Origin of the sequence: Clostridium sartagoforme, assembly GCF_039521405.1 — a bacterium.
Lineage (GTDB): Bacteria > Bacillota > Clostridia > Clostridiales > Clostridiaceae > Clostridium > Clostridium sartagoforme.
This window is the reverse complement of sequence record NZ_BAAACH010000020.1, coordinates 25,535-50,782: the sequence shown is the minus strand read 5'-3', so window position 1 is coordinate 50,782 and position 25,248 is coordinate 25,535. Positions and strand designations below refer to the sequence as shown.

Sequence of the window (25,248 nt, the reverse complement as noted above, 5' to 3'; positions counted from 1 at the left end):
ATAAATTATAAAAAAGTAATGTAAAAAAATGTATTTATTTGTAACCAAAACTCATTCTTCTTAGTAGATTATAATTAGGAAATTTAATTACTAAGGAGGATTTAAAATGTATTGGTTTAGTGAACTTAATCCTATAATTCAAGGACTTCTTGCAACTCTATTCACTTGGTTTATTACTGCATTAGGTGCGGCACTAGTATTTTTCTTTAAGAATGTTGATAAAAAAATTTTAAATACAATGCTAGGATTTGGTGCTGGAGTAATGGTTGCAGCAAGTTTCTGGTCTCTATTAAATCCAGCTATAGAACTTTGCAATGAACTCGGTTATAGTGGAGTTATTATTCCGGCAGCAGGATTTTTTTTAGGAGGATTATTTTTAATTTTTGCAGATAAATTAATGGATACTTATTCTTATGGGGTAATTACAGATAAGAATGAAGAAAAGTTACCTAAAACAACTAAATATAAAAAAAGTATATTACTAGTTCTAGCAGTAACACTTCATAATATACCAGAAGGGCTTGCGGTTGGAGTTGCATTTGGAGGAGTTGCAGCAGGAATACCTGGGACAAGTTTAATTGCAGCAATTACATTAGCATTAGGAATAGGACTTCAAAATTTCCCAGAGGGAGCGGCAGTATCATTACCATTAAGAAGGGAAGGAATATCTAGGTGGAGAAGCTTTCTTTATGGACAAGCATCAGGATTAGTGGAACCTATGGCAGGTGTAATTGGAGTAATAGCAGCTTTATCTGTAAGAAGTATTTTACCATTTTTATTATCTTTTTCAGCAGGAGCAATGATTGCAGTAGTAGGGGCCGAATTATTGCCAGAAGCGTCTATGGAAAACAAAAAATTAACAACTTTAGGATTAATTTTAGGCTTCATAGTTATGATGGTATTAGATGTAACCTTAGGGTAGGTGTTTGAATAAAATAAATTTAAATAAATCTACCTTAAAATTTAGACTAGGTTAAAATTTTTAGATGTAATTAAAAGATATAAAATAAAAGGTAGAAAGAAAATCTTTCTACCTTTATATTAGTAAAATTATGCTTTATTTACTGAACCGAATAGTTCCATTTTTTCTTTAACTGTAGCTTTTATAGCTTCAAATCCTGGAGCTAATAACTTTCTTGGGTCAAAGCCTTTTCCTTCTAAGTCTTTTCCAGCTTCAATATACTTTCTAGTACCTTCAGCAAATGCTAATTGACACTCAGTATTAACATTTATCTTAGAAACACCTAAAGAAATAGCTCTTTGTATCATATCTTCTGGAATTCCAGTACCACCGTGTAATACTAAAGGCATATCACCAGTAAGATTGCTTATAGCTTCTAGAGCTTCAAAGCTTAATCCCTTCCAGTTAGCAGGATATTTTCCGTGGATATTACCGATACCAGCAGCTAACATAGTAACGCCTAGGTCTGCTATAGCTTTGCACTCATTAGCATCAGCTATTTCACCAGCACCTACAACTCCATCTTCTTCTCCACCAATTGAACCAACTTCTGCTTCTAAAGAAAGACCTTTTTCAGAAGTTAATTTAACCATTTCTGTTGTTTTAGCTATATTTTCGTCTATTGGATAGTGAGATCCATCAAACATAATTGAAGAGAAGCCAGCTTCCATAGCCTTTAAAGCTCCTTCATAGCTACCGTGATCTAGATGTAATGCAACAGGAACAGTAATTTTTAACTCTTCCATTATGCCATTTACCATTCCAACTATAGTTTTATAACCACACATGTATTTAGCAGCACCTTCTGAAACTCCTAATATAACAGGTGAATTATTTTCTTGAGCAGTTAGTAAAACAGCTTTAGTCCATTCTAAATTATTAATATTGAATTGTCCTACAGCATATTTTCCCGCTTTAGCCTTGTTTAACATTTCTTTTGCTGAAACTAACATGGTATAAACCTCCATAACTTTAAATTTTATTACAATTAAGCTGTAAAGCTAAAATGTATCAAAAACATATGATTTACATATTTGTTCTTGTTAATAATATTATAACTCAAAATAAATTTATTTTAAACAAAAATGTAAGAAATTAATTACCAAGTAATAAAAATTATGAATATACATCCATAATTTCTTAAAATATGTTGAAATACAAAGAAATATAAAATTAAATTGTTAATATTTTATCTATGAATTATTCAAATTAATAATTTAAATAATTTAAAATTAAATAGTTAATTAATTTATTTAAGTAATATAATAGAATTAAAAGTATATAATTTTCATTATAATTCATAAAACATATATGAAGGTAATAAAATTTACCAAAAGATGAAACAAAATTCCAAAGGTATGGTAAAATGTTGAAAAGAAAAAATATAAGTTGTAAAATTAAAACATAGATGGAGGTATCTTATGAAAAGTGTAATTGTTAAATTACGAGATTATATCGATAAAGCTAGTGAAACTGAAAGGACGATAATCGAATATATACTGCGAAGTCCGGATTCAGCAGTAGAAAGTAATATATATAGGTTATCTGAAAATACTTTTGCTTCTCCGTCTACTATAATTCGCCTTTGTAAAAAAGTTGGCTTTAATGGATATAAAGAGTTAATACATGCATTATTGTATGAACTAGCAATTATAAGATCAGCTGATGAAGAGAAAGTAAAAAACATTGATAAGGAAGATAGTTTAGAAAAGATTGTTGAGAAAGTTACTTTGAAGAGTATTACCTCTTTAGAAAAAAGTCAAAAGTTAATTGATATAAATGTATTAAAAGATTGTGTGGATATTTTAGATAGTTCTAGAAACATTTGTTTATTTGGAGTAGGAGCATCACTATTAGTTGCTAAAGATGCTTATTTAAAATTTTTAAGAATAAACAAGAGCTGCCACTTAAATGATGATTTTCATGCTCAGCTATTAGAAGCTAAGAATATGGATAAAAATGATGTAGCTATTATTATTAGTTATTCTGGTTTTACAGAAGAAATGATTAAATGTGCTAATATAGTCAAAGAAATAGGAGCCCCTATTATTGCTATTACGAGGCTTGAGGAATCACCGATTTCAAATATAGCAGACTATAAGCTATTAGTAGCACCTACAGAACTTGTTTTTAGAGAAGGGGCAATATCTTCAAGAATAGCTCAGCTAAATATAATAGATATATTATATACAGCTTTTGTAAATAAGCATTATGACTCAAATGTGAAGCAATTTAATAGAACCCATATACAAAAACCAAATTTAAACTTAAAGTAAACGTTAACTTGATAAAATTATATTAGGAGGCCTGTTATGGTAGATTTAACCAAATTAACTACGGAAACCAGAAATAGAGATACTATTAATTTAGATAGAATGACTTCAATAGAAATTGCAACAATAATGAATAAAGAGGACGAGAAAGTAATAAAATCAGTTAGAGATGCTTTGCCTAAAATTGCAGAGGTTATAGATATGTGTACTGAAACTTTGGAGGGAGGTGGAAGAATAATTTATATGGGCGCAGGTACAAGTGGGAGACTTGGATTGTTAGATGCAGTTGAGTGTCCCCCTACATTTGGAGTATCTAGTGATTTAGTAGTTGGATTAATAGCAGGAGGTCAATCAGCATTTATAAAAGCTGTTGAAGGTGCAGAAGATAGTAAAACTTTAGGTGTTGATGAATTAAAAGAATTAAATTTAACTAACAAAGATATAGTAATTGGACTAGCAGCTAGTGGTAGAACTCCTTATGCAATTCATGGACTAAAATATGCTAGAGAAATTGGTTGCAAAACAGCGGTTGTTGTTTGCAATAAGAACTCCGAAATGGCAAAGTATTCAGATGTAGCTATAGAGCTTGTTGTAGGCCCAGAAGTACTTACAGGATCAACAAGATTGAAAGCTGGAACAGCACAAAAGATGGTATTGAATATGATATCTACTGGAAGTATGGTAGGTATAGGAAAAACTTATGAGAATCTTATGGTAGATGTTATGCAAACTAATGAAAAGTTAGTAACAAGATCAGAAAATATAATTATTGAAGCAACTGCAGCAGATAGAGATACAGCAAGAAGAGCCTTAAAGGATGCGAAAGGTAAAGTTAAAACTGCTATTATAATGATACTTCTTAAATGTAATTATGACGAAGCTGAAAAAAGGCTAAATATGGTTAATGGGCATGTACGATATGCTCTAGAAAATTAATTAAAAGAAAGAGGGAGATTATATGACAAACTTAGAATTAGCTAAGGTAATTGTTAATTTAGTTGGTGGAAAAGACAATGTTGTAAAGGCTGCAAATTGCATGACTAGACTTAGACTTACAATAAAAAATATTGATTTAGTTAAAATGGAAGAATTAAAAAATACAGAGGGCGTATTAGGTGTAGTTGAAGCTAATAATTATCTACAAGTAGTACTAGGTCCAGGTAAAGCAAAAAAAGTTACAGATATCTGTATAGAGGAATTAGGACTTCCAAGTGATGGAGTAGTAACAGAAAACTGGCAGGAAAATAAACAAGCAATAAAAGATAATCAAAAACAAAGTAAATTCAAGAAAGTAGTAAATACTATTGCTAATATTTTTATTCCTCTAATACCAGCAATTATTGCTGCAGGTATATTTAACGGATTAGCAAGTTTAGTTTCTACATTACAAGGACAAGGAACTTTACCAGCAGAAGGATTTTGGAAAGCTACTCAATTAATGTTTGCATTAATTGGTGGTGGATTCTTATCATACTTTGCAATTTATACAGGAATTAATTCAGCAAAACAATTTGGAGCAACTGAAGCATTAGGTGGTATGCTCGGAGCTATTTCAATAAGTGCAAATATAGTAGCATTATCAACTATGTTAGGATTATACGATGAAGCAGTTCCACTAAATTCTATTTTAACAACAGGAAAAGGCGGTATTATAGGTGTTATTTTTGGTGTATATATCCTTGCTAAAGTAGAAAAGGCAATTAGAAAGAGAATACCAGATGTTTTAGATTTAATTTTAACTCCACTATTAACATTACTTATAACAGGACTAGTTTTTGTGTTTGCAATAATGCCTTTAGCAGGTTTCTTATCAGATGGACTAGTTTCTGCATTAAGTGTAATTATTAATTCTTCAAATCCAGTTGTTAGCGTAATTAGTGGATTTGTATTATCAGCATTATTCTTACCAATGGTATTACTTGGATTACATCATGGATTAATTCCAATTTATGCGGTTCAACTAGAAGCAATGGGTGGAGTTTCATTATTCCCAGTACTTGCAATGGCTGGAGCTGGACAAGTTGGTGCTGCAATTGCTATATATTTAATAGCAAGAAAAGTTAAAAATACTAGATTACAAAAAGTTATTACAGGTGCACTTCCAGCAGGATTCTTAGGAGTTGGAGAACCTTTAATATATGGAGTTACACTTCCTATGTTTAAGCCATTTATCACTGCAGGATTAGGAGCAGGATTTGGTGGAGCATATGTAATGTTAACACATGTACTAGCTACAGCGTGGGGGCCATCAGGATTAGTAGCTATTCCAATAATGCAACCACAAAGTATGTTAAATTACTTCATAGGACTAGTTATATCTTATATAGCAGGATTCATTATAACTTACTTTGTAATTAAGGAATCCGACGTTAAAAATGCTTAAAAATAATTAATATATAAATATAAGTTGCAATAAATATTCTATGCTTAAATAAATTACCTTGAAATTAATACTATTTAAGTGAAAGTAGTATTTTTGCAACTTATATTATATAAAACAAGTTAAGGTAATAAATTATTAAAATTTTTAAGAGGTAAGGTGGTAAATTTGAAAACCAAGAAAAGATTATGTTGCATGGCTATAGCACTAACATTTATGGCATCAATTGTATCTACACCTACTAAGAAAATAAATGCATTAGAAAACAGTTATGGAACTATAAAAGAAACTGGTGAAAATATGAACATTTCAGGATTACAAGCAGATATAACATTTCCAGACTACATGAATTATGTAGACGATACTCTTATAGTAAACAACATGTTCACTTTCAAAGGATATGAAGGGCAAGGTAAACTATATATAAAATGTAGTGACGGATTAGAAAGTGTAAGAGTTTTTATTAATGGTAAAGAAATAAATGTTACAGAAGCCTGTAAAAATAATGGCAAGACTTATGAAGTGGATTTCTCAGATATTTCAGTAAATGATAGAAATACTATTCAAGTTACAAATTTTGTACCTGAAACAGGTAAGGTGAATATAAAGATACCATATCCAGAAGTTATAGAGGGAAATGCCGAATCAGTCGGAATGGATCAAAACACTTTAGATTTAATAGACACTTTAATAAATAATGATGTTAAATATGGTTTTACAAGTGCACAATTAGCTGTTATTAAAGATGGAGTTTTAGTTAAAAATAGTGCATACGGCACTGTAAACGCTTACAATAAGGATGGCAGTTTAAAAACAGATTCACCAAAGGTTACAACAGATACTCTTTATGATTTAGCATCAAATACAAAGATGTATTCAACAAACTATGCTATACAAAAATTAGTAAGTGATGGACAAATAAATATATCAGATAAGATAACAAAATATTTTCCAGACTTTAAAGATGCAGAAAATGATCCAATAAAGGGTAAGGCAGGACTAACAATACAACATTTGTTAGAACATCAAGGAGGATTCCCAGCTGATCCACAATATCATAATAATAAATTTAACCAAGCGACGCAAAAACCTGATCAAACTGTGGATAATCCATTATATTCACAAGATAAGGCAACAACCTTACAAATGATTTTAAAAACACCTTTGCAATATGCACCTGGAACAAAAACAGTTTACTCAGACGTAGACTATATGCTTTTAGGACTTATTGTGGAAAAGGTAACAGGAAAGGCTTTAGATGAATATGTAGAAAATACATTTTATAAGCCATTAGGACTGAACAATATAGTTTATAATCCGTTACAAAAGGGCTTCGATAAAGATAACATAGCAGCAACAGAGCTAAACGGAAACACAAGAGATGGAGCTATAAGTTTTGAAAATATTCGTGATTATACACTTCAAGGAGAAGTACATGATGAAAAGGCTTATTACTCAATGGACGGAGTTTCAGGGCATGCAGGATTATTCTCAAATGCAGAAGATTTAGCCAAATTAGCTCAAGTTATGCTAAATGACGGCGGATACGGAAATAATAAATTCTTTTCAAAAAATACTGTAGAAGAATTTACAAAGAGAAAAGCATCTAGTCCAATTTGGGGATTAGGATGGTGGAGAGAAGGAGATAACGGAAGGTTATGGTACTTTGGAACTCAATCATCAAGCAATACCTTTGGACATCAAGGATGGACAGGAACCTTAACAGTTATAGATCCTGAAAGTGATTTAATAGTTGTTTTACTAACAAACAAAATTAACTCACCAGTTATAGATAATGCTATAAATGCAAACATGTTCTTAGGAAATAAATTTACTACCTCAACTCTTGGTACAATACCAACTCTTGTTTATGAATCTATAGAGCATAGTAATAAGAAAGCAATAGATGCTAACCTTTCTAATATGGTAACAGAAAAATTAAAGCTGTATAATCCATCAAATTATCAAGGCGAAGCAATATTAAAGGCTGCTTATGCTGTAGCTGATACAATGGTTACAAGAGCAGAAGAATGCAAAGTTAAGTCTACAGTTGACTATGCATATGCATCAATAGAAGAAATAAACAAATTAGACAGTAATAAAACTATTATTAATGAGTTAAAGAGTAGAGTAGATAATATACAGCTAGAAGAAGAAGCTTCAAGTGATTTATCTAAAATTACTTTATCAAAACTAAGCGAATCTCCAAATGCACAATGGCAAGCAGATATAGCTTTCCCAGATTACTTAAATTATGTAGATGATACTTTAATAGTAAATGGCATGTTCACTTTTAATGGGTATCAAAATCAAGGAAAATTATATATAAAAGCTGAGCCAGGAATAACATCTGTAAGGATATTTGTAAATGGTGTTGAAATGGATACAACTGAAATTTGTAGTAATACAGGAAAAACCTTTGAAATAGATTATTCTCAGGTAGCTAATAATGGAAGAAATACAATACAAGTTACGAATATAGAACCTAAGAATACAGCTATGAAAAAGGGAATATCAGTTAAAATACCATATCCAGAAGTTATAGAGGGAAATGCCGAATCAGTTGGAATGGAGCAAAACACTTTAGATTTAATAGACACTTTAATTAATAATGATGTTAAATATGGTTTTACAAGTGCACAACTAGCTGTTATTAAAGATGGAGTTTTAGTTAAAAATAGTGCATACGGTACTGTAAATGCTTATAACCAAGATGGCAGTTTAAAAACAGATTCACCAAAGGTTACAACAGATACTCTTTATGATTTAGCATCAAATACAAAGATGTATTCAACAAACTATGCTATACAAAAATTAGTAAGTGATGGGCAAATAAATATATCAGATAAGATAACAAAATATTTTCCAGACTTTAAAGATGGAGAAAATGATCCAATAAAGGGTAAAGCAGGACTAACAATACAACATTTGTTAGAACATCAAGGAGGATTCCCAGCTGATCCACAATATCATAATAATAAATTTAACCAAGCGACGCAAAAACCTGATCAAACTGTAGATAATCCATTATATTCACAAGATAAGGCAACAACCTTACAAATGATTTTAAGAACACCTTTGCAATATGCACCTGGAACAAAAACAGTTTACTCAGACGTAGACTATATGCTTTTAGGACTTATTGTGGAAAAGGTAACAGGAAAGGCTTTAGATGAATATGTAGAAAATACATTTTATAAGCCATTAGGACTGAACAATATAGTTTATAATCCGTTACAAAAGGGCTTCGATAAAGATAACATAGCAGCAACAGAGCTAAACGGAAACACAAGAGATGGAGCTATAAGTTTTGAAAATATTCGTGATTATACACTTCAAGGAGAAGTACATGATGAAAAGGCTTATTACTCAATGGATGGAGTTTCAGGACATGCAGGATTATTCTCAAATGCAGAAGATTTAGCGAAATTAGCTCAAGTTATGCTAAATGACGGCGGATACGGAAATAATAAATTCTTCTCTAAAAATACTGTAGAAGAATTTACAAAGAGAAAAGCATCTAGTCCAATTTGGGGATTAGGATGGTGGAGAGAGGGAGATAACGGAAGATTATGGTACTTTGGAACTCAATCATCAAGTAATACCTTTGGACATCAAGGATGGACAGGAACCTTAACAGTTATAGATCCTGAAAGTGATTTAATAGTTGTTTTACTAACAAACAAAATTAACTCACCAGTTATAGATAATTCTATAAATGCAAATATGTTCTTAGGAAATAAATTTACAACATCAACATTAGGTACAATACCAACTCTTATTTATGAATCTATGATTCATAATAATGATGATGCAATAGATGCAAATCTTGCTCAAATGGTATCAGAAAACTTAAAATTATACAATTCAAACAACTATACAGGAGAAGCTATATTGAAATCTGTTTATTCTAAGATTGATACTGTTATTACAAGGGCAGAAGAAAATAAGACTAGCTCTAATATAGCATATGCTGAAGAGGCTGTAGCAAAATTGAATGTTGAAGAGAATCGTAAGCAAATAATAAAATTCAATGAAAGAATTAAAAATAGTGGAGGTACTCCTATAGAACTTCCAAACTATAGTTCTGAAATTGAAACATTAAATAAGCTTGCTGAAGAATCAAAGGTTATAGTTGATAAAGGGCAACATTTAGCAGAACATGTTCATTATCAAACTAGTACTTGGGACAAATTTATTAAGGTTTATAATAGTTCAATGGATGTACTATCAAAAGGAATTGAAGCCAATAACAAGGAGTTAAATACAGCAATTGAAGAATTATCAACAGCAAAGAATGCTTTAGTTAAATTAGATAAAACTAACTTAAATAAAGCTATAGAAGCTGCTAATGCTAAAATTGCAGAGGGAATATTAGAAGAATTAGACGAGGAAATTAAGATTTCATTTAATGATGCTTTAGAAGTTGCGAAGACTATTTATAATAACAAAGATACAAACATTCAAGATATAGTAAAGGCATATAACGATATTTTAGTTGAATATAAGAAACTAGGTATTCCAGTAGGAGATAAGAATAATTTATCTGACTTAGTAAATATGGCAGAAGCTATCAATTTAGATAGATTCTTAAATAAAGGTCAAGATGAATTTAAAAAAGCTTTGCAAGGAGCAAAAGATATATTAGGTAAAGAGGATGTATCAGAAATAGATGCTTATACTTCTTATGAATTACTATATAACTCTATGATTCAACTAGTATTAAAGGCAGATAAATCAGAATTATGTAAGGCAATTGCGAATGCTGAAGAAATTAACTTAAGCTTATATACTGAAAATAGTAAAGCAGAACTACTATCAGTACTTGAAACAGTTAAATTAATAAAAGAAAATCAAGAAGCTACTCAAGAAGAAGTTGAAGTTGCTTTAGAAAGTTTGAATAATGCAATAAAAGCGCTAGTAAAATCAGCTGATAAGAGTGAACTTGAGTCTTTGATAAAGAAAGCAGAAGGAATTGATGCTAACAAATATAAGGCAGAAGGTGTAGAAATATTTATAAAGGCTTTAAATGAAGCCAAAAGTATTATGGAAGATAAAAATATTTCAGAAGACAATCAAGCGCTTGTAAATACATCTTATAGTAATTTAAATAGTGCAATTGAATCTCTTCAATTAAAAGAATCATCAAATGGTAATAATGGAAGTGGTTCAAATAATGGAGGTAAAGAAGACAATAAGGATCAAGAAGACTCAAATATAGATAATAAAAATAATGACAAAGGGACAAACAATAATGGTAAAGGAAATAGTGATTTACCAGGTACTGGAGGAACATCACCAATTATTTATGTAGTTATTGGAGCTTTAGCTATAGGATTTGGTGCATATATATTTAGGAAAAAAAGTACATTAGATAAAGTATAATAATTTTAAATAAATAATAGGATTTATATTTCAAATAAGGTTTGTACCTAAAAAGAAATATAAGTCCTATTTTTTTGTAAAAGTATAGTATAAAATATATATAAGCTGAAATAAATATTTTACACTTAACTAAATTAACATTGAAGTTTATAATATTTAAATAAAACCAGCATTTAATATAATAAACAAAAGACGGGAGAAGAAAACATGAAAAATGTAAAATTAGTTATATTTGATATGGATGGATTAATATTCGATACAGAAAGGCTTTCTTATGAAGCATGGAAAGAAGCAGCAGATAAATTTGATATATACTTTGATCTAAATTTACATTATAAATTACTTGGAACTAATCATGAAAGTGTTAGAAGAACTTTAGATAATGAATTTGGTAGTAAAGTAAATTTAGATGATTATATAATGGAAAGAAATAATATATATATGGCTAAAATATTAAATGGAGAAGTTAAAAAGAAAAAGGGAGTAGATAAGTTGTTAAAATATTTAACTGAAAAAAATATAAAAAGAGCAGTTGCTACATCTTCCAATAGAGAGCTGGCAACCAAGATTTTAAAAGAAGCTAATATATACGATTATTATGACTATGTATTATGTGGAGATGAAGTCGCTAAATCAAAACCAAATCCAGAAGTATTTTTAAAAGTAGCAGAAAAATTAGATGTACCAAGTGAAGAATGTATAGTATTAGAAGATTCTGAAGCAGGGACTATAGCAGCTAGTAGAGCAAGAATGACTACTATAATTATTCCTGATTTAAAAGAACCTAACGAAGATATAGAAAGACTTGCATTTAAAAAAGTGAGAAACCTGGAAGAAGTGATAGACGTAGTTGAGAAATTGCATAAGGCATAATAAAGGGTGATTTAGTGTACAGTGCGCAGTTTGCGATTATAAGAAGTGAAGGTAACAAGTAACAGGGAATTTAATTTTACAGTGCAAAAATTAAAAAATCCCTTAAGGATTTTTATCCATAATTTTTTAACTCCTTCATTTTTTCATTAAATAATATTAAATATTATGTAGATTATTGATTAAAATATATATTTTAAAATTATAGATAACTAGTAGTATAGGCGGTGTAATAATGGAATACATAAGTGATATAAATATACAAGAAGGAATAATTCATATAGTAGATTCAAATTCTGATGAACCAATTTTAAATGAATACAGCCTTGAATTAAATGAAGATATTTATAAGTTTCTTCATAAGCATATAGAAAAGTGTTTTAATGATGAAGAGCTAAAGTATGCTGTTTTTAATCCAGAAAGAAATATAGTAAAAGAATTAGTTCAAGATTATTTAAATGGAATAGAAAATGATCTAATAGGGTTATCTCAAGAGTTAGCAAGACAATTATTTATAATAATGAAGGGAAACGTAAATATTCCTTCATGTGATTTAATAATAGTCTCTATAATAACAGATCAAGGCCCAATGATTGGTATACTTAAAATGGACTATGTAAAGAATTTTACTCATCAAGTTGAATTTAAAGAAAGTAAAATAGGTATAGATATAGTTCCACAATCAGCAGGTCTTCCAGCTAGTAGTCAAAGAATACAAAAAGCAGCATTTATAAAGCCTATAAGAGAAGAACAACGATATAACCTTATGGTAATAGACAAACAACGGAAAAGCAAAGATGAAGAGGAATATGGAGCAAATTATTTTATAAGCAACTTTTTAGGCTGTTCAATAATAAATAATGAAAGAGATATGACCAAGACCTTTTTAAAAGCTACAGAAAATTGGACTAGAAGTAATATAGTGGAAGATGCAGATAAAGCAGAAAGAATAAGAACAACAGTTAAAGCAAAATTAAAAGAAGAAGATACTATAAATATAGATGAGCTTTCAAATGAATTATTCAAGGAAAATCCACAAGTAAAAAATGATTTTTCAAGTTTCGTGAAAAGTCATGGATTAGAAGATGAAGTAGCTATAGATAAGCAATGGATAGAGAAGAAGTTGAAGAGAGTAAGGCTAAAGATTGATAGAGATATAGATTTATACATAAATGAAGAAGCTTATCACGATAATACTAGGTTTGAAATACAAAGAAATGGTGATGGAAGTATAAATATGATAATAAAGCACGTTATGAATTACTTAGAAAAATAATTATAAGTAATATTTTGTGAAGTAATTTTCTGGTGCGCAGTTCATAGTTTCATATTATAAGGGGTTAAGGTAATAAGCAACAAGTAATAGGTAACAGGTAAAAGGAAGTTTAATTTTAAATTTATAAACTGTTCTTTGATACCTGTTATTTTATTTGAAAAAATGCAAACAGTGAATTGTACACTGGTAACTGAATTAATTTTGCTTTACAAAATTTCATTTACCTATTGTAACTTTATAAATATTGTAATATGATATAAATGTAAGCGATTACTTTAATATTTTAGGGGGGATTTATATGGTCAATATTCTTGAATTAAAAAAAGTAACTTTATCAAATGGAGAAATTATAGCTTATAGGGAAGAAGGCTTAGGAGAAAAGAATTTATTACTTATTCATGGGAATATGTCATCATCAAAACACTGGGATATTCTTATAAATGAAATTAAGGATAAGTATAAAATAACGGCAGTGGATATGAGGGGCTTTGGTGAATCTAGCTATAATGCACCTATTAATTCATTAAATGATTTTGCTAAAGATATAGAAGAATTTTTAAATATTATAGGAATAAATTCTTGCTCAGTTATTGGATGGTCAACAGGAGGCGGAGTTGCTCTAGAACTAGCAGCTAATTGCCAAGAAAAAGTAGAAAATGTAGTGTTATTGGAGTCTGTAGGGGTTAAAGGATATCCTATATATAAAAAGGACCAAAATGGACAACCTATGAATGAATTATTAAGAACTAAAGAAGAAATTGCTAAAGATCCAGTACAAGTTAAACCGGTATTGGATGCCTTAGAAAATAAAAATAAAGAGTTCTATAGAACATTATGGAATATGGCTATTTATACACATAACAAACCAGAAGAAGAGAAATACAATGAGTATTTAGAGGATATGCTTACTCAAAGGAATTTAGTTGATGTGGATTATGCATTGGCACATTTTAATATGACAAATGAAAATAATGGAGTTATAGAAGGTAATAATAAATGTGAGCTAGTTAAAGCTCCAGTATTAATATTGCAAGGGGATAGAGATTATGTAGTTCCAATGTATATGGCAGAAGATATAAATAAATATATTAAAAATTCCAAATTAGTTATATTAAAGGATTCCGGACATTCACCTATGATAGACGCTTTAGATAAAGTAGTAGAAGAAATAAATAAATTTATACAATAATTATTATAAATATTATTTATACCAGGTAATATTTTTAGTAAAGTTACAACATAAAATATGTTGACAATGTTTACAAAAGATATTAAAATATATTTATATTAAATATGAATCCATTTATGGATTGTTACTGGAAAGCAGGCAAAACCTAAATTGATACCAAATTTGTTATAGTAATAAAACTATAGCTGTTTGATGTTGATTTAGGTTTATTTTTATATAAATGCAAAATAATACATATTAATATATGAAATATGTAATCAGGCTATTTTAGGTAAGGCTTAAATATTTCTAATAAAAAATTACTATAAAGGAGATTAGAGATATGATAATAAATAAGGTGTTAAATAATAATGTTATTACAATTATAAACGAAAATAATGAAGAATCAGTTGTTATGGGAAGAGGAATAGCCTTTCAAAAAAAGAAAGGTGATGAAATTGATCAGGAAAAAGTAGATAAGATATTTGTTTTAAAGAATAAAAGCATAAATGATAAGTTAATAGCATTAGTTAATGATATTTCTGTAGAGAATTTAGAAATAGCTGAAGAAGTAATTAAATATGCAGAAAAAAAGTTAGACACAAAACTAAATGAAAATATATATTTAACACTTACTGATCATATAAGCTTTTCTATAAACAGATATAAAAGTAATTTGGAAATGAAAAATGTGATGCTTTGGGATATTAAAAGATTACATAAGGCAGAATTTGAAGTTGGTTTAAAAGCATTAGAAATTATAAAAAATAGAATAAATATAGAATTACCAGAAGATGAGGCTGCTTCAATAGCAATGCATATTCTAAATGGAGAATTAAGTCAAGATATGCCTCAAATAGTTGATATTATAAATTTAATTAATGAAATTCTTAAGATTGTAAAATATCATTTCAATGTTGATTTTGATGAAGAATCAATAAATTACTATAGATTTATTACTCATTTAAAATTCTTTGCTCAAAGATTAGTTAATGGAAAATACTATGAAGATAATGATAATGATTTATTTGAAATGATTAAAAATAAGTACCCAAAATCATATGAATGTACAAGAAAAATAGAAGGATTTATAAAACAAAAGTTTAATAATGAATTAACAAAAGAAGAAAAATTATATCTTATAGTGCATACAGCAAGAGTTGTAAAAGAAAATTATTAAAACTTAATAAGTTCTAACATTTTTTAGGATTGTAACTGATTCGATCAGGCAAAACCTAAGTTAATTATTAAAATTTTACTAATAGATTTATACTATATTTAAGTATTGTTATATTTATAGTGATTAGTGGAATTCAAAGTTAATTTAGGTTTTTTATTATATAAACTGATAAATAAATACGTTAGGAGGAGATAATAGGAAAATTAATTTTTAACCGGAAGTTTCATAGGATTGTAACTGATTCGATCAGGCAAAACCTTAATTCTTCAAAACTTAAATATATTAAATTTTGAAAGTGAGGAATTAAGCTATGAATTATGAAAATTTAGCTAAGTCAATATTAAAAAAAGTAGGCGGAGAAAATAACATATCAAATTTAACACATTGTGCAACAAGATTAAGATTTAATTTAAAGGACAAATCTAAGGCAAATACAGAGGAACTAAAAACTACTCAAGGTGTTATGGGTGTTGTTGATAAGGGTGGACAATACCAAGTTATAATAGGAAATGATGTAAATAATGTTTATAAAGAAATTATTAAAATTAGTAATATAGAAAGTCAAAATAGTCATGTATCAAATGAAGCAGATGATCGTAAACCTATTGCCAAAATCATAGATACTATTACAGGGATATTTACACCTATATTACCAGCTATAACAGCAGCAGGTATGATGAAGGCAGTTCTTTCATTATTAAATGCATTCAAATTAGTAACACCACAATCACAAAGCTATCAAGTTATAAATTTTATGGCTGATGCTGCATTTTATTTCTTACCAATACTTCTTGCTAATTCAGCAGCAAAGAAGTTTAAAACTAATCAGTATTTAGCAATGATGCTTGGAGGAATGTTACTTCATCCAACATTTGTTACAATGGTAAGTACAGCAAAAGAAGCAGGAACATCTATAGGTGTATTTGGACTACCTATTTCTTTAGCATCATATAGTTCAAGTGTTTTACCAATAATACTTGGAGTTTGGTTTATGTCATATGTTGAACCAATTGCAGATAAAATATCACCAAAAGCAATTAAGTTTTTCACAAAACCATTAATTACAGCATTAGTTACAGGAATAGTTTTATTAGTAGTAATAGGACCTTTAGGATATATAATAAGTGATAAAATAGGATTAGCTATAAGAACTTTAGAATCTTATGCTAGTTGGGTAGTACCAACTATAGTAGGTGGATTAACACCATTATTAGTTATGACAGGTACTCATTATGGACTTATACCAATAGGAATAAATAATCGTATGACTATGGGATACGATACAATAATATATCCAGGAATGTTAGCATCAAATGTTTCTCAAGGGGGAGCAGCTTTAGCAGTAGCTCTTAAAACTAAAAATCAAGAAATAAGACAATTAGCATCTTCAGCTGGTATTACAGCAGTTTGTGGTATTACAGAGCCAGCTCTATATGGGGTTAACTTAAGATTTAAAACACCATTATATTCAGCAATGATAGGAGGAACAGTTGGAGGATTATTTCTAGGATTATTCCGTGTATCAAACTATTCAGGTGGTTCTCCGGGATTCTTAACCTTACCAAGTTATATTGGTGGAGATTCTATGATGAATTTTGCATATGCTTGCATAGGAGCGGCAATAAGTGTAGTTGTAGCATTTGTAGCTTGTTTAATATTATATAAGGATAAGGCTGAAGTTATTGATAATGTTGATAAAGAAGTTGCTGTTAATAAAGATGAAGATAATAAAAAGAAGCCTTTAGTTAATAAAATCACTATTGCTAGCCCGATGGATGGAGAAATTATGCCTTTAAAAGAAGTTAAAGATGAAACTTTTGCATCAGAAATGATGGGAAAGGGAGTAGCAATTAAGCCAATAGAAGGTAAGGTAGTATCACCAATAAATGGAACTGTTGAAACAATATTTAAAACTAAACATGCTATAGGATTAAGATCAAGTGACGGAGTAGAAGTTTTAATTCATATAGGTATAGATACAGTCCAATTGGAAGGAAAACATTTTACATCATATATTAATGATGGAGATGAGGTAAAGGTTGGAGATACTTTAATAGAATTTGATATGGAAGCTATAAAAAAGGAAGGTTATGAATTAGTCACACCTGTTATAGTTACTAATACAGTAGATTATTTAGAAGTTTTACCTATGAATTTAAAAAATGCTAAGGTTGGAGATACTATTATAAGTATTATTTAGTTATATAAATTTTAGTTAAAATATAAGGAAGTATCTTTAAGTTAATTTATAGATACTTCCTTAAAAAATAGTGGAGGAATTAATATGAACAAAGATTTTAATAGATTTCCAGAAAACTTTTTATGGGGAGGAGCTTTAGCGGCAAATCAATGTGAAGGTGGATACAAAGAAGGTGGTAAGGGGCTAACAACTGTAGATTTATGTCCAGCGGGTTTAAATCGTAGAAAAGTTATGGAAGGTAAAATAGATGTTTTAAAACCTTTAGAAAATGAGTATTATCCATCTCATGAAGCTATAGATTTTTATCATAGATATAAAGAAGATATTGCTTTATTTGCAGAAATGGGTTTTAAATGTTTAAGAGTTTCTATAGCGTGGTCAAGAATATTCCCTAATGGAGATGAAGAAATTCCAAATGAAGAAGGATTAAAATTTTATGATTCTATGTTTGATGAAATGATAAGATTTGGAATAGAGCCTGTTGTAACTATTTGTCACTTTGATACACCAATTGGAATTATAGAAAAGTTTGGTGGATGGAAAAACAGAAAGTTTATAAATTTCTATTTAAATTATTGTGAAGCTATCTTCAAAAGATATAAGAATAAAGTTAAGTATTGGATGACATTTAATGAAATAAATATGATATTGCATTTACCTTTCATGGGAGCTGGTGTTAGATTTGAAAAAAGAGATAATGAACTTCAAATTAAATATCAATCAGCTCATCATGAACTTATAGCAAGTGCACTAGCTACTAAGATGGCCCATGAAATAATACCAAATTCAAAGGTAGGATGTATGCTTGCAGCGGGAGAATTCTATCCATATTCATGTAATCCAGAAGATGTATTATTAGCAAAAGAAAAGGATAGAGAAAATTTGTTTTTTATAGATGTACAGTCAAGAGGAGAATATCCTGGATATGCCAAGAGATTTTTAAGAGAAAATGGAATAGAAATAGTCTTTAAAGAAGATGATGAAGAAATATTAAAAAATAATACAGTTGATTTTATAGGATTTAGCTATTATTCAAGTAGATGTGCAAGCTCAGATTCAGAAGTATTAAAGGGTCAAACTGCAGGAAATGTATTTAAGACTGTTAGGAATCCAAATTTAAAGGTTTCAGAATGGGGATGGCAAATAGATCCATTAGGGCTTAGAATAACATGTAATTCTTTATATGATAGATATCAAAAGCCATTATTTATAGTAGAAAATGGTCTTGGAGCTAATGATGTAATAGAAGAAGATGGCTCTATAAATGATGATTATAGAATTGAATATTTAAAAGAACACGTTAGGGCAATGAAAGAAGCAATAATTGATGGTGTGGATTTAATAGGGTACACACCATGGGGATGCATAGATATAGTGTCCGCATCTACAGGAGAAATGAAAAAACGTTATGGGTTTATATATGTTGATAAAGATAATAAAGGAAATGGAACATTAAAGAGAAGTAAAAAGAAGAGTTTTTATTGGTATAAGAAAGTTATAGAGAGTAATGGAGAAGAAATTTAGCAATAAACACTAAGACATTAAAACAGAAGTTAATTTAAACTTCTGTTTTAATGTCTTTTTTATTTTTAAGTTATTATGATCTTATAGTTAGTGTAAAATAACAAATTATAAAAGTATTAAATATAAAATTAGTAAATTATTAAAAATAATTCATAAAAAATATTTTATCAAGAATTATCAGAAAATTCATTAAAAGGATATTGACAGTTAAAAGGGAAAAGGTTTACAATAAAATTGAAAGTAAATACTTACATACTATAAAATTATTGAAATGGAGGATTAATATGATTAATGTAGGAATAGTAGGGTTAGGACTTTATATACCAGAAACTAAAATGACAGCAAAAGAGATTTCAGAAGCAACAAATGGTATTTGGAGTGAAGAAGCTGTAATAAAAAAATTAGGAATAGAAGAAAAGACTATACCAGGAGAAAGTGATGGAACTCAAGAGATGGGAGTAAAGGCAGCTTTAGATGCACTAAAAGATGCTAATATGTCTCCAGAAGAAATAGATGTAATTTTATGTATGGGAGAGGAGTGGAAGGAGTATCCACTTACAACATCAGCTCTTTATATACAAGGAAAAATAGGTGCAAAAAATGCATGGGGAATAGATGTTCAAAATAGATGTTGCACAACAGTATCTGCATTAAAAATAGCTAAAGATATGCTTTTAGCAGATGAATCAATAAATACCATTATGGTAGTTGGAGGATATAGAAACGGAGACTTTGTTGATTATTCAGATTCAAACATGTCAATGATGTACAACCTATCAGCTGGGGGAGGTGCAATAATATTAAAGAAAAATGCAGGCAAAAATATTTTACTAGGATCACATATAAAAGCAGATGGAACCTTTTCAAGGGATGCAGGGGTAGAAATAGGTGGAATAGCCAATCCATTCAATTCAAATAATGTTGAAGAGGGATATAAGTCATTAAGACTAATGGATCCAAAACATATGAAAGATGGATTAAATGCAGTTTCAATGCCAAATTGGTTTGAATGTATTGATAAAGCTCTAGAAAAATCAGGATTAAAAAGAGAAGATATAGATTATCTTGCAGTACTACATTTTAAAAAATCTATGCATGATTTTATGCTAAAAGAACTAGGGCTAAAAGATGAGCAATCAATTTATTTATCAGATTACGGACATATGGGACAAGTAGATCAAATATTATCATTAAAACTTGCATTAAAAGATGGAAAGGTAAAGAAGGGTTCGGTAGTATTGATGATAGCTGCTGGAATCGGCTATGTATGGTCGGCAAACGTAATAAAATGGGGAGAGTGTTAAAGCATGGATACATTTTTTCAAATATTATTTAGTAGTTTAGAAACTGGAAGCGTTTATGCCTTGGCTGCACTTGGAATAATAATAATTTTTAGAACAAGTAAAACTACTAATTTTGCACAAGGTTCAATAGGAATGTTCAATGCTTTTGCTGCAACATTTGCTTTAATTCATTTTGGATTACCGTCATGGGGAGCAGCTATAATTGGAATGATTGCAGCTTTTGTATCTGGGGTATTAGTAGATATCATAATTATTAGAAAAGCTAAAAAGACATCAGCAGTAGGAAAGCAAATTATAACTTTTGGAATAATAATGCTATTTTTAGGAATAGCACCAATGATATTTGGTTCAACACCACTAAATTTTCCTAAATTCATAGAAAGTGGAGCAGTTAATATATTCGGAGCATCTATATCTTATAATGCATTATTAAATATAATAGTTGGACTAATTATAATGGCAGTACTATTTTATTTTTTACAGAATACAAAATGGGGACTTGCTGTAAGAGTTACAGCATCTAATGAACAAACAGCTAGATTAATGGGAGTACCTACTTCATTAGTAACAATGGGAGCTTGGGCAATAGCTGCAGCATTAGGAACATTAGCAGCTTTAATGCTTGCACCAGCAATAACTGTAAATGTATCTATGATGGATAATGTTCAAACTAATGCACTTATAGCCTGTGTACTAGGTGGATTCCAAACCTTCTATGGCCCAGTACTTGGAGCATATATAATTGGACTTGGTAGAAATGTACTTATATATTATGTTTCATCAACCTGGGGGGAGCCTATATTATTTACTTTAATTTTACTATTTATAGTTTTAAGACCGAATGGAATAATAGGCAAGAAAATAATAAAGAAGGTATAGGAGGCGCAAAAGTATGAAAAAACTATTTGAAAATAGATATAGTAAATATATTCTGCTTGGAATTATATTAGCATCATTACCATTATTACAAGATATGGGAATTATAAAAAGTTCAACTATAACTACTTTTGGAACAATACTATTTTATGCAATAGTAGCTGTAGGATTAAATGTTCTTTTAGGATATTCAGGTTTAATATCATTAGGTACTGCAGGATTTATGGGGCTTGGTGCATATTTATCTGCATACTTAACTCAAGATCTAAAATTACCATTTTTGGTTTCATTAATAATATCAATAATAGTTCCTTTAATAATAGGACTTTTAATAGGACTTGTATCATTAAGGATTTCAGGAATGTATCTAGCGATAGCAACCTTAGCAGTATCAGAAATATTTAAAAAGATATTCATTGAATTTGATAATATAACAGGAGGATTTTCGGGGAAAACAGCTTCATACCCAGAAATTTTTGGATTTGGCTTAAATAGGGATACAACGTTCATATTGATTGTAGTTATATTAATCATAGTCATGATACTTACAGATAATTTTATACATTCATCAACAGGAAGAGCACTACTTACAATGAGAGTTAGTGAGCCAGCTGCTCAAGCTATGGGAATTAATTTATTAAAATACAAACTTACAGCATTCGCAATAGCAACAGTATATGCATCTTTAGGAGGAGTGTTATACGTTCATTTTATAAGATTTTCTTATCCAGCCACATGGAATTTACTTTTATCTCTACAAATACTAGCGGTAATAGTTATTGGAGGGTTAAGAACTATTACGGGCCCTATTATAGGTTCAATAATAGTATTTGGGGTGCCAGAATTAATATTAAAGCAGCTTCCGGTAATAGGTAGTATAGATGGACTTGCTTATATTTTTACAGGAATATTAATAATCATCGTAATACTATTTTATCCACACGGATTGATCTATATAGGAAAAGATATTAAAAAATATATTAATAAGAAGAAGGTGAAAGTAAATGAGCTTAATGCAAACACTTAAGGTTGAAAATTTATCAATAGCATTTGGAGGGTTAAAAGCTGTTGATGATTTAAGCTTTCATATAAATCAAGGAGAAATATATGGATTAATAGGACCAAATGGGGCAGGTAAAACTACTGTATTTAATTGCATAACTCAATTTTATAAGCCTAATAGTGGAAAAGTAATATTTAAAACAATAGAAGATAAAGATGTAAATTTAGTAGAAAAAAGTACTCATGACATTATAAGGCTTGGCTTAGTTAGAACATTCCAGAATGTTGAGGTTATTCAAGATTTAAGTTTATTAGAAAATCTACTTATAGGAGCACATATTGATTATAAGTCAGGACTATTTTCTAATTCATTAAGAACTAGAAAGTCTAAAAAGGAAGAAGAAAAAAATATAGAAAAGGCAGAAAAAATTTTAGAATTCTTAGGAATCGAAAGTAAGAAAAATGAACTTGCAGGTGGACAACCTTATGGAATATTAAAAAAGATAGAACTAGGAAGAACTCTTATGAGCAACCCTAAATTAATAATTCTAGATGAACCTGCAGCCGGACTAAATGATACTGAAACTTTAGAATTAGCAAAATTAATTAGGAATATAAGAGATGAATACAAATGTAACATTTTATTAGTAGAACATGATATGAGACTTGTAATGGATATCTGTGATCGAATATGTGCAATATCTTTTGGAAAAAAATTAGCTGAAGGAACTCCAAAGGAAATTCAATGTAATAAAGATGTTCAAGAAGCTTATTTAGGAAAGGAGGAGTAAGATGGATAAAATAGTGTTAAAAATTAATAATCTTACTGTTTCTTATGGAAGTATAAAAGCCTTAAAAGGAATAGATATAGAGGTTCCAGAAGGCCAAATAGTTGCCTTACTTGGAGCAAATGGTGCTGGTAAAACAACTACTTTAAAGACTATATCTGGAATAGTAGAAGCAGAAAGTGGAAGTATAGAGTTTTGTGAAAAAAACATAACTAATTTATCAGCAGAAAAAATTACATCTTTAGGAATCGTTCAATCACCAGAAGGGAGACAAGTTTTTCCTGATATAACAGTTGAAGAAAATTTAAGAATAGGTGCATTTACAGTAAAGAAGAAAAAAGAAATAGAACGCAATTTTGAAAGAGTATATAGATATTTTCCAATATTAAAAGAAAGAAGAAAACAAATAGCAGGAACCTTAAGTGGAGGAGAACAACAAATGCTTGCAATAGCAAGAGCACTAATGGCAAGTCCAAAGCTACTACTTTTAGATGAGCCATCTTTAGGATTAGCTCCACTTATAGTAAAAAATATATTTGAAATTGTAAAAGAGATAAATCAAGAAGGAACAACGGTGCTAATAATTGAGCAAAATGCTCTTCAAACATTAAAGATAGCGGACTATGCTTATGTATTAGAGGTTGGAGAAATAAATATGAAAGGAAAAGCTGGTGAATTAATTCAAGATAAGAGATTATTAGAGGCTTATCTTGGAGGAGAGTAAAGTTTTTAGGGAGTAATCCTTAATATAATTAAAAATAAAAATAATGTATGGAGGGAATTTTTATGAGAAAAAAAATTGCATTGCTTTTAGCTTCGCTTACTTTAACAATGACTTTTGCTGGTTGTGGCAAAAAAGAGGAAGCAGCACAAGGTGTTACTGAAACATCAATAAAGGTAGGAAATAGTATAGCTACTTCAGGAGCATTTGCTCCAGTAGGAGTTCCATTTAAAGCTGGTATTGAAGCTTACTTTAAGATGGTAAATGAAGGGGGAGGAGTTAAAGGAAGAAAAATAGAATATGTTCATCAAGATGACGAGTTCAATCCAGAAAAAGGAAAAGCTATTTTAGATAAGCTTGTAAATGATGAGAAAGTATTTGCTATAGTAGGGCACTTTGGAACTCCAGTTGTAGGAGCAACACTAGATGACCTTAAAGAAATAGGTATCCCTTCAGTTTATTTTGCTACAGGTACAGGAATATTATATAACGAAAATGCTACAAAAGGTAAAGGCGATAATATATTTCCAGTACAACCTGTATATCCAATGGAAGGTCGTATAATGGCTGCTTGGGCAAAGGGAGAATTTAAGGCAGACAAAATAGGTGTAATCTACACTAATGACGATGCAGGTAAGGATTTAGTTAAGGGTGTTGAAACAGAAGCTAAAAACATGGGCGGAGTTGAAGTTATAAGTGAGCAAGTTGCGCCAGGAGCAGAAGATGTTTCAGCAGCAGTAACTAAAATTAAGAACTCAGATGTAGATGCAATAATAATAGCTGGGATTCAAGGAACTTTCCCTCAAATAGCTAAAGAACTAGCTAAGCAAGGAAATACAAAACCAGCTATAACTACTTACGTAAATGGCGATAAAACAATGGTTGAAGCAATAAAATCAGATGTAGCTGATAAATTTGAAATTTATAGTAATTGTTGGGTAGATGTAACAACTCCAGCAATGGCAGAATTTCAAAAATGGGTTAAACAAGCATCAACTGAAGATTTTTCAGCAAATGCGTATGCTATGACTGGTTGGATAGCGGCTGATTTCTTTGTAAAAGGCTTAGAAAAAGTCGATGGAGAAATAACTTGGGAAAATTATATAAAGGCTATGGAAAAAGAGCCAATAAAGAATCCTTTTGGAGGTAACATAGATTTTGCGGATGGCAAGAGACTTGGTACACAAGAAATGTCTTTAGTAAAAATGGATATAAAAAGTGCAATAGGTTGGTCTCCATATATTGGATTTAAGAGTATAAATGATATATTAGGAAAATAAATTATCTTTATGTTTTGTCTATCAGCCAAGAAACACATAAGAAATCTTGGCTGATAGTAT

18 protein-coding genes are annotated in these 25,248 nt (G+C 29.7%); 17 read left to right on the top strand and 1 reads right to left on the bottom strand.

The window, feature by feature from the left end; genetic code table 11:
• Nucleotides 1–106 precede the first annotated feature (106 nt).
• Nucleotides 107–922 (top strand): ZIP family metal transporter, encoded by an 816-nt coding sequence (locus ABDZ60_RS10040; protein WP_016205986.1) that lies wholly within the window; start codon nucleotides 107–109, stop codon nucleotides 920–922.
• A 128-nt stretch (nucleotides 923–1,050) separates the two neighbouring features.
• Here the strand turns inward: ABDZ60_RS10040 and fba are convergent, their stop codons facing one another.
• Entirely contained in the window at nucleotides 1,051–1,914 is an 864-nt protein-coding gene (gene fba, locus ABDZ60_RS10035) for a class II fructose-1,6-bisphosphate aldolase (RefSeq protein WP_016205985.1), read from the bottom strand.
• A gap of 468 nt (nucleotides 1,915–2,382) precedes the next feature.
• On the opposite strand from fba, the gene ABDZ60_RS10030 reads away from it, so the two are divergent.
• The 16 genes from ABDZ60_RS10030 (at nucleotide 2,383) to ABDZ60_RS09955 (ending at nucleotide 25,188) form a co-directional block, all read left to right on the top strand.
• Entirely contained in the window at nucleotides 2,383–3,237 is an 855-nt protein-coding gene (locus ABDZ60_RS10030) for a MurR/RpiR family transcriptional regulator (RefSeq protein WP_016205984.1), read from the top strand.
• Between the two features lie 36 nt (nucleotides 3,238–3,273).
• The gene (gene murQ / locus ABDZ60_RS10025) at nucleotides 3,274–4,170 is read left to right on the top strand and encodes an N-acetylmuramic acid 6-phosphate etherase (RefSeq protein WP_016205983.1); all 897 of its coding nucleotides are present in this window, start codon (nucleotides 3,274–3,276) and stop codon (nucleotides 4,168–4,170) included.
• A 22-nt stretch (nucleotides 4,171–4,192) separates the two neighbouring features.
• Nucleotides 4,193–5,617 (top strand): PTS transporter subunit EIIC, encoded by a 1,425-nt coding sequence (locus ABDZ60_RS10020; RefSeq protein ID WP_016205982.1) that lies wholly within the window; start codon nucleotides 4,193–4,195, stop codon nucleotides 5,615–5,617.
• A gap of 165 nt (nucleotides 5,618–5,782) precedes the next feature.
• Complete coding sequence (gene pbp4b / locus ABDZ60_RS10015; RefSeq protein WP_343777893.1) at nucleotides 5,783–10,999, top strand: penicillin binding protein PBP4B; 5,217 nt, start codon at nucleotides 5,783–5,785, stop codon at nucleotides 10,997–10,999.
• A 207-nt stretch (nucleotides 11,000–11,206) separates the two neighbouring features.
• Nucleotides 11,207–11,872, top strand: a complete 666-nt coding sequence (locus tag ABDZ60_RS10010) for an HAD family hydrolase (protein WP_343777891.1) — start codon at nucleotides 11,207–11,209, stop codon at nucleotides 11,870–11,872.
• Between the two features lie 232 nt (nucleotides 11,873–12,104).
• Nucleotides 12,105–13,145: a nucleoid-associated protein gene (locus ABDZ60_RS10005; RefSeq protein WP_047001753.1), complete on the top strand. Its 1,041-nt coding sequence runs from the start codon at nucleotides 12,105–12,107 to the stop codon at nucleotides 13,143–13,145.
• Between the two features lie 298 nt (nucleotides 13,146–13,443).
• A complete protein-coding gene (gene phaZ / locus ABDZ60_RS10000; protein ID WP_016205976.1) occupies nucleotides 13,444–14,334 on the top strand; it encodes an intracellular short-chain-length polyhydroxyalkanoate depolymerase in 891 nt (296 codons plus the stop codon).
• A 322-nt stretch (nucleotides 14,335–14,656) separates the two neighbouring features.
• Complete coding sequence (gene licT, locus ABDZ60_RS09995; RefSeq protein WP_016205975.1) at nucleotides 14,657–15,493, top strand: BglG family transcription antiterminator LicT; 837 nt, start codon at nucleotides 14,657–14,659, stop codon at nucleotides 15,491–15,493.
• A 310-nt stretch (nucleotides 15,494–15,803) separates the two neighbouring features.
• Complete coding sequence (locus ABDZ60_RS09990; protein WP_016205974.1) at nucleotides 15,804–17,693, top strand: beta-glucoside-specific PTS transporter subunit IIABC; 1,890 nt, start codon at nucleotides 15,804–15,806, stop codon at nucleotides 17,691–17,693.
• A gap of 84 nt (nucleotides 17,694–17,777) precedes the next feature.
• Entirely contained in the window at nucleotides 17,778–19,217 is a 1,440-nt protein-coding gene (ascB, locus tag ABDZ60_RS09985; RefSeq protein ID WP_343777887.1) for a 6-phospho-beta-glucosidase, read from the top strand.
• A gap of 284 nt (nucleotides 19,218–19,501) precedes the next feature.
• Nucleotides 19,502–20,521, top strand: a complete 1,020-nt coding sequence (locus tag ABDZ60_RS09980; protein WP_343777885.1) for a 3-oxoacyl-ACP synthase — start codon at nucleotides 19,502–19,504, stop codon at nucleotides 20,519–20,521.
• Between the two features lie 3 nt (nucleotides 20,522–20,524).
• The gene (locus ABDZ60_RS09975) at nucleotides 20,525–21,400 is read left to right on the top strand and encodes a branched-chain amino acid ABC transporter permease (RefSeq protein WP_047001749.1); all 876 of its coding nucleotides are present in this window, start codon (nucleotides 20,525–20,527) and stop codon (nucleotides 21,398–21,400) included.
• Between the two features lie 13 nt (nucleotides 21,401–21,413).
• The gene (locus ABDZ60_RS09970) at nucleotides 21,414–22,424 is read left to right on the top strand and encodes a branched-chain amino acid ABC transporter permease (protein WP_047001748.1); all 1,011 of its coding nucleotides are present in this window, start codon (nucleotides 21,414–21,416) and stop codon (nucleotides 22,422–22,424) included.
• Nucleotides 22,402–23,190 (top strand): ABC transporter ATP-binding protein, encoded by a 789-nt coding sequence (locus ABDZ60_RS09965; protein ID WP_343777882.1) that lies wholly within the window; start codon nucleotides 22,402–22,404, stop codon nucleotides 23,188–23,190. The genes ABDZ60_RS09970 and ABDZ60_RS09965 overlap by 23 nt, the downstream gene beginning before the upstream one ends.
• A gap of 13 nt (nucleotides 23,191–23,203) precedes the next feature.
• Nucleotides 23,204–23,911 carry an ABC transporter ATP-binding protein gene (locus tag ABDZ60_RS09960; RefSeq protein WP_016205966.1) on the top strand — a complete coding sequence of 236 codons (708 nt, stop codon included), beginning with the start codon at nucleotides 23,204–23,206 and terminating at the stop codon, nucleotides 23,909–23,911.
• A 62-nt stretch (nucleotides 23,912–23,973) separates the two neighbouring features.
• The gene (locus ABDZ60_RS09955) at nucleotides 23,974–25,188 is read left to right on the top strand and encodes an ABC transporter substrate-binding protein (protein ID WP_343777880.1); all 1,215 of its coding nucleotides are present in this window, start codon (nucleotides 23,974–23,976) and stop codon (nucleotides 25,186–25,188) included.
• Nucleotides 25,189–25,248: the final 60 nt, after the last annotated feature.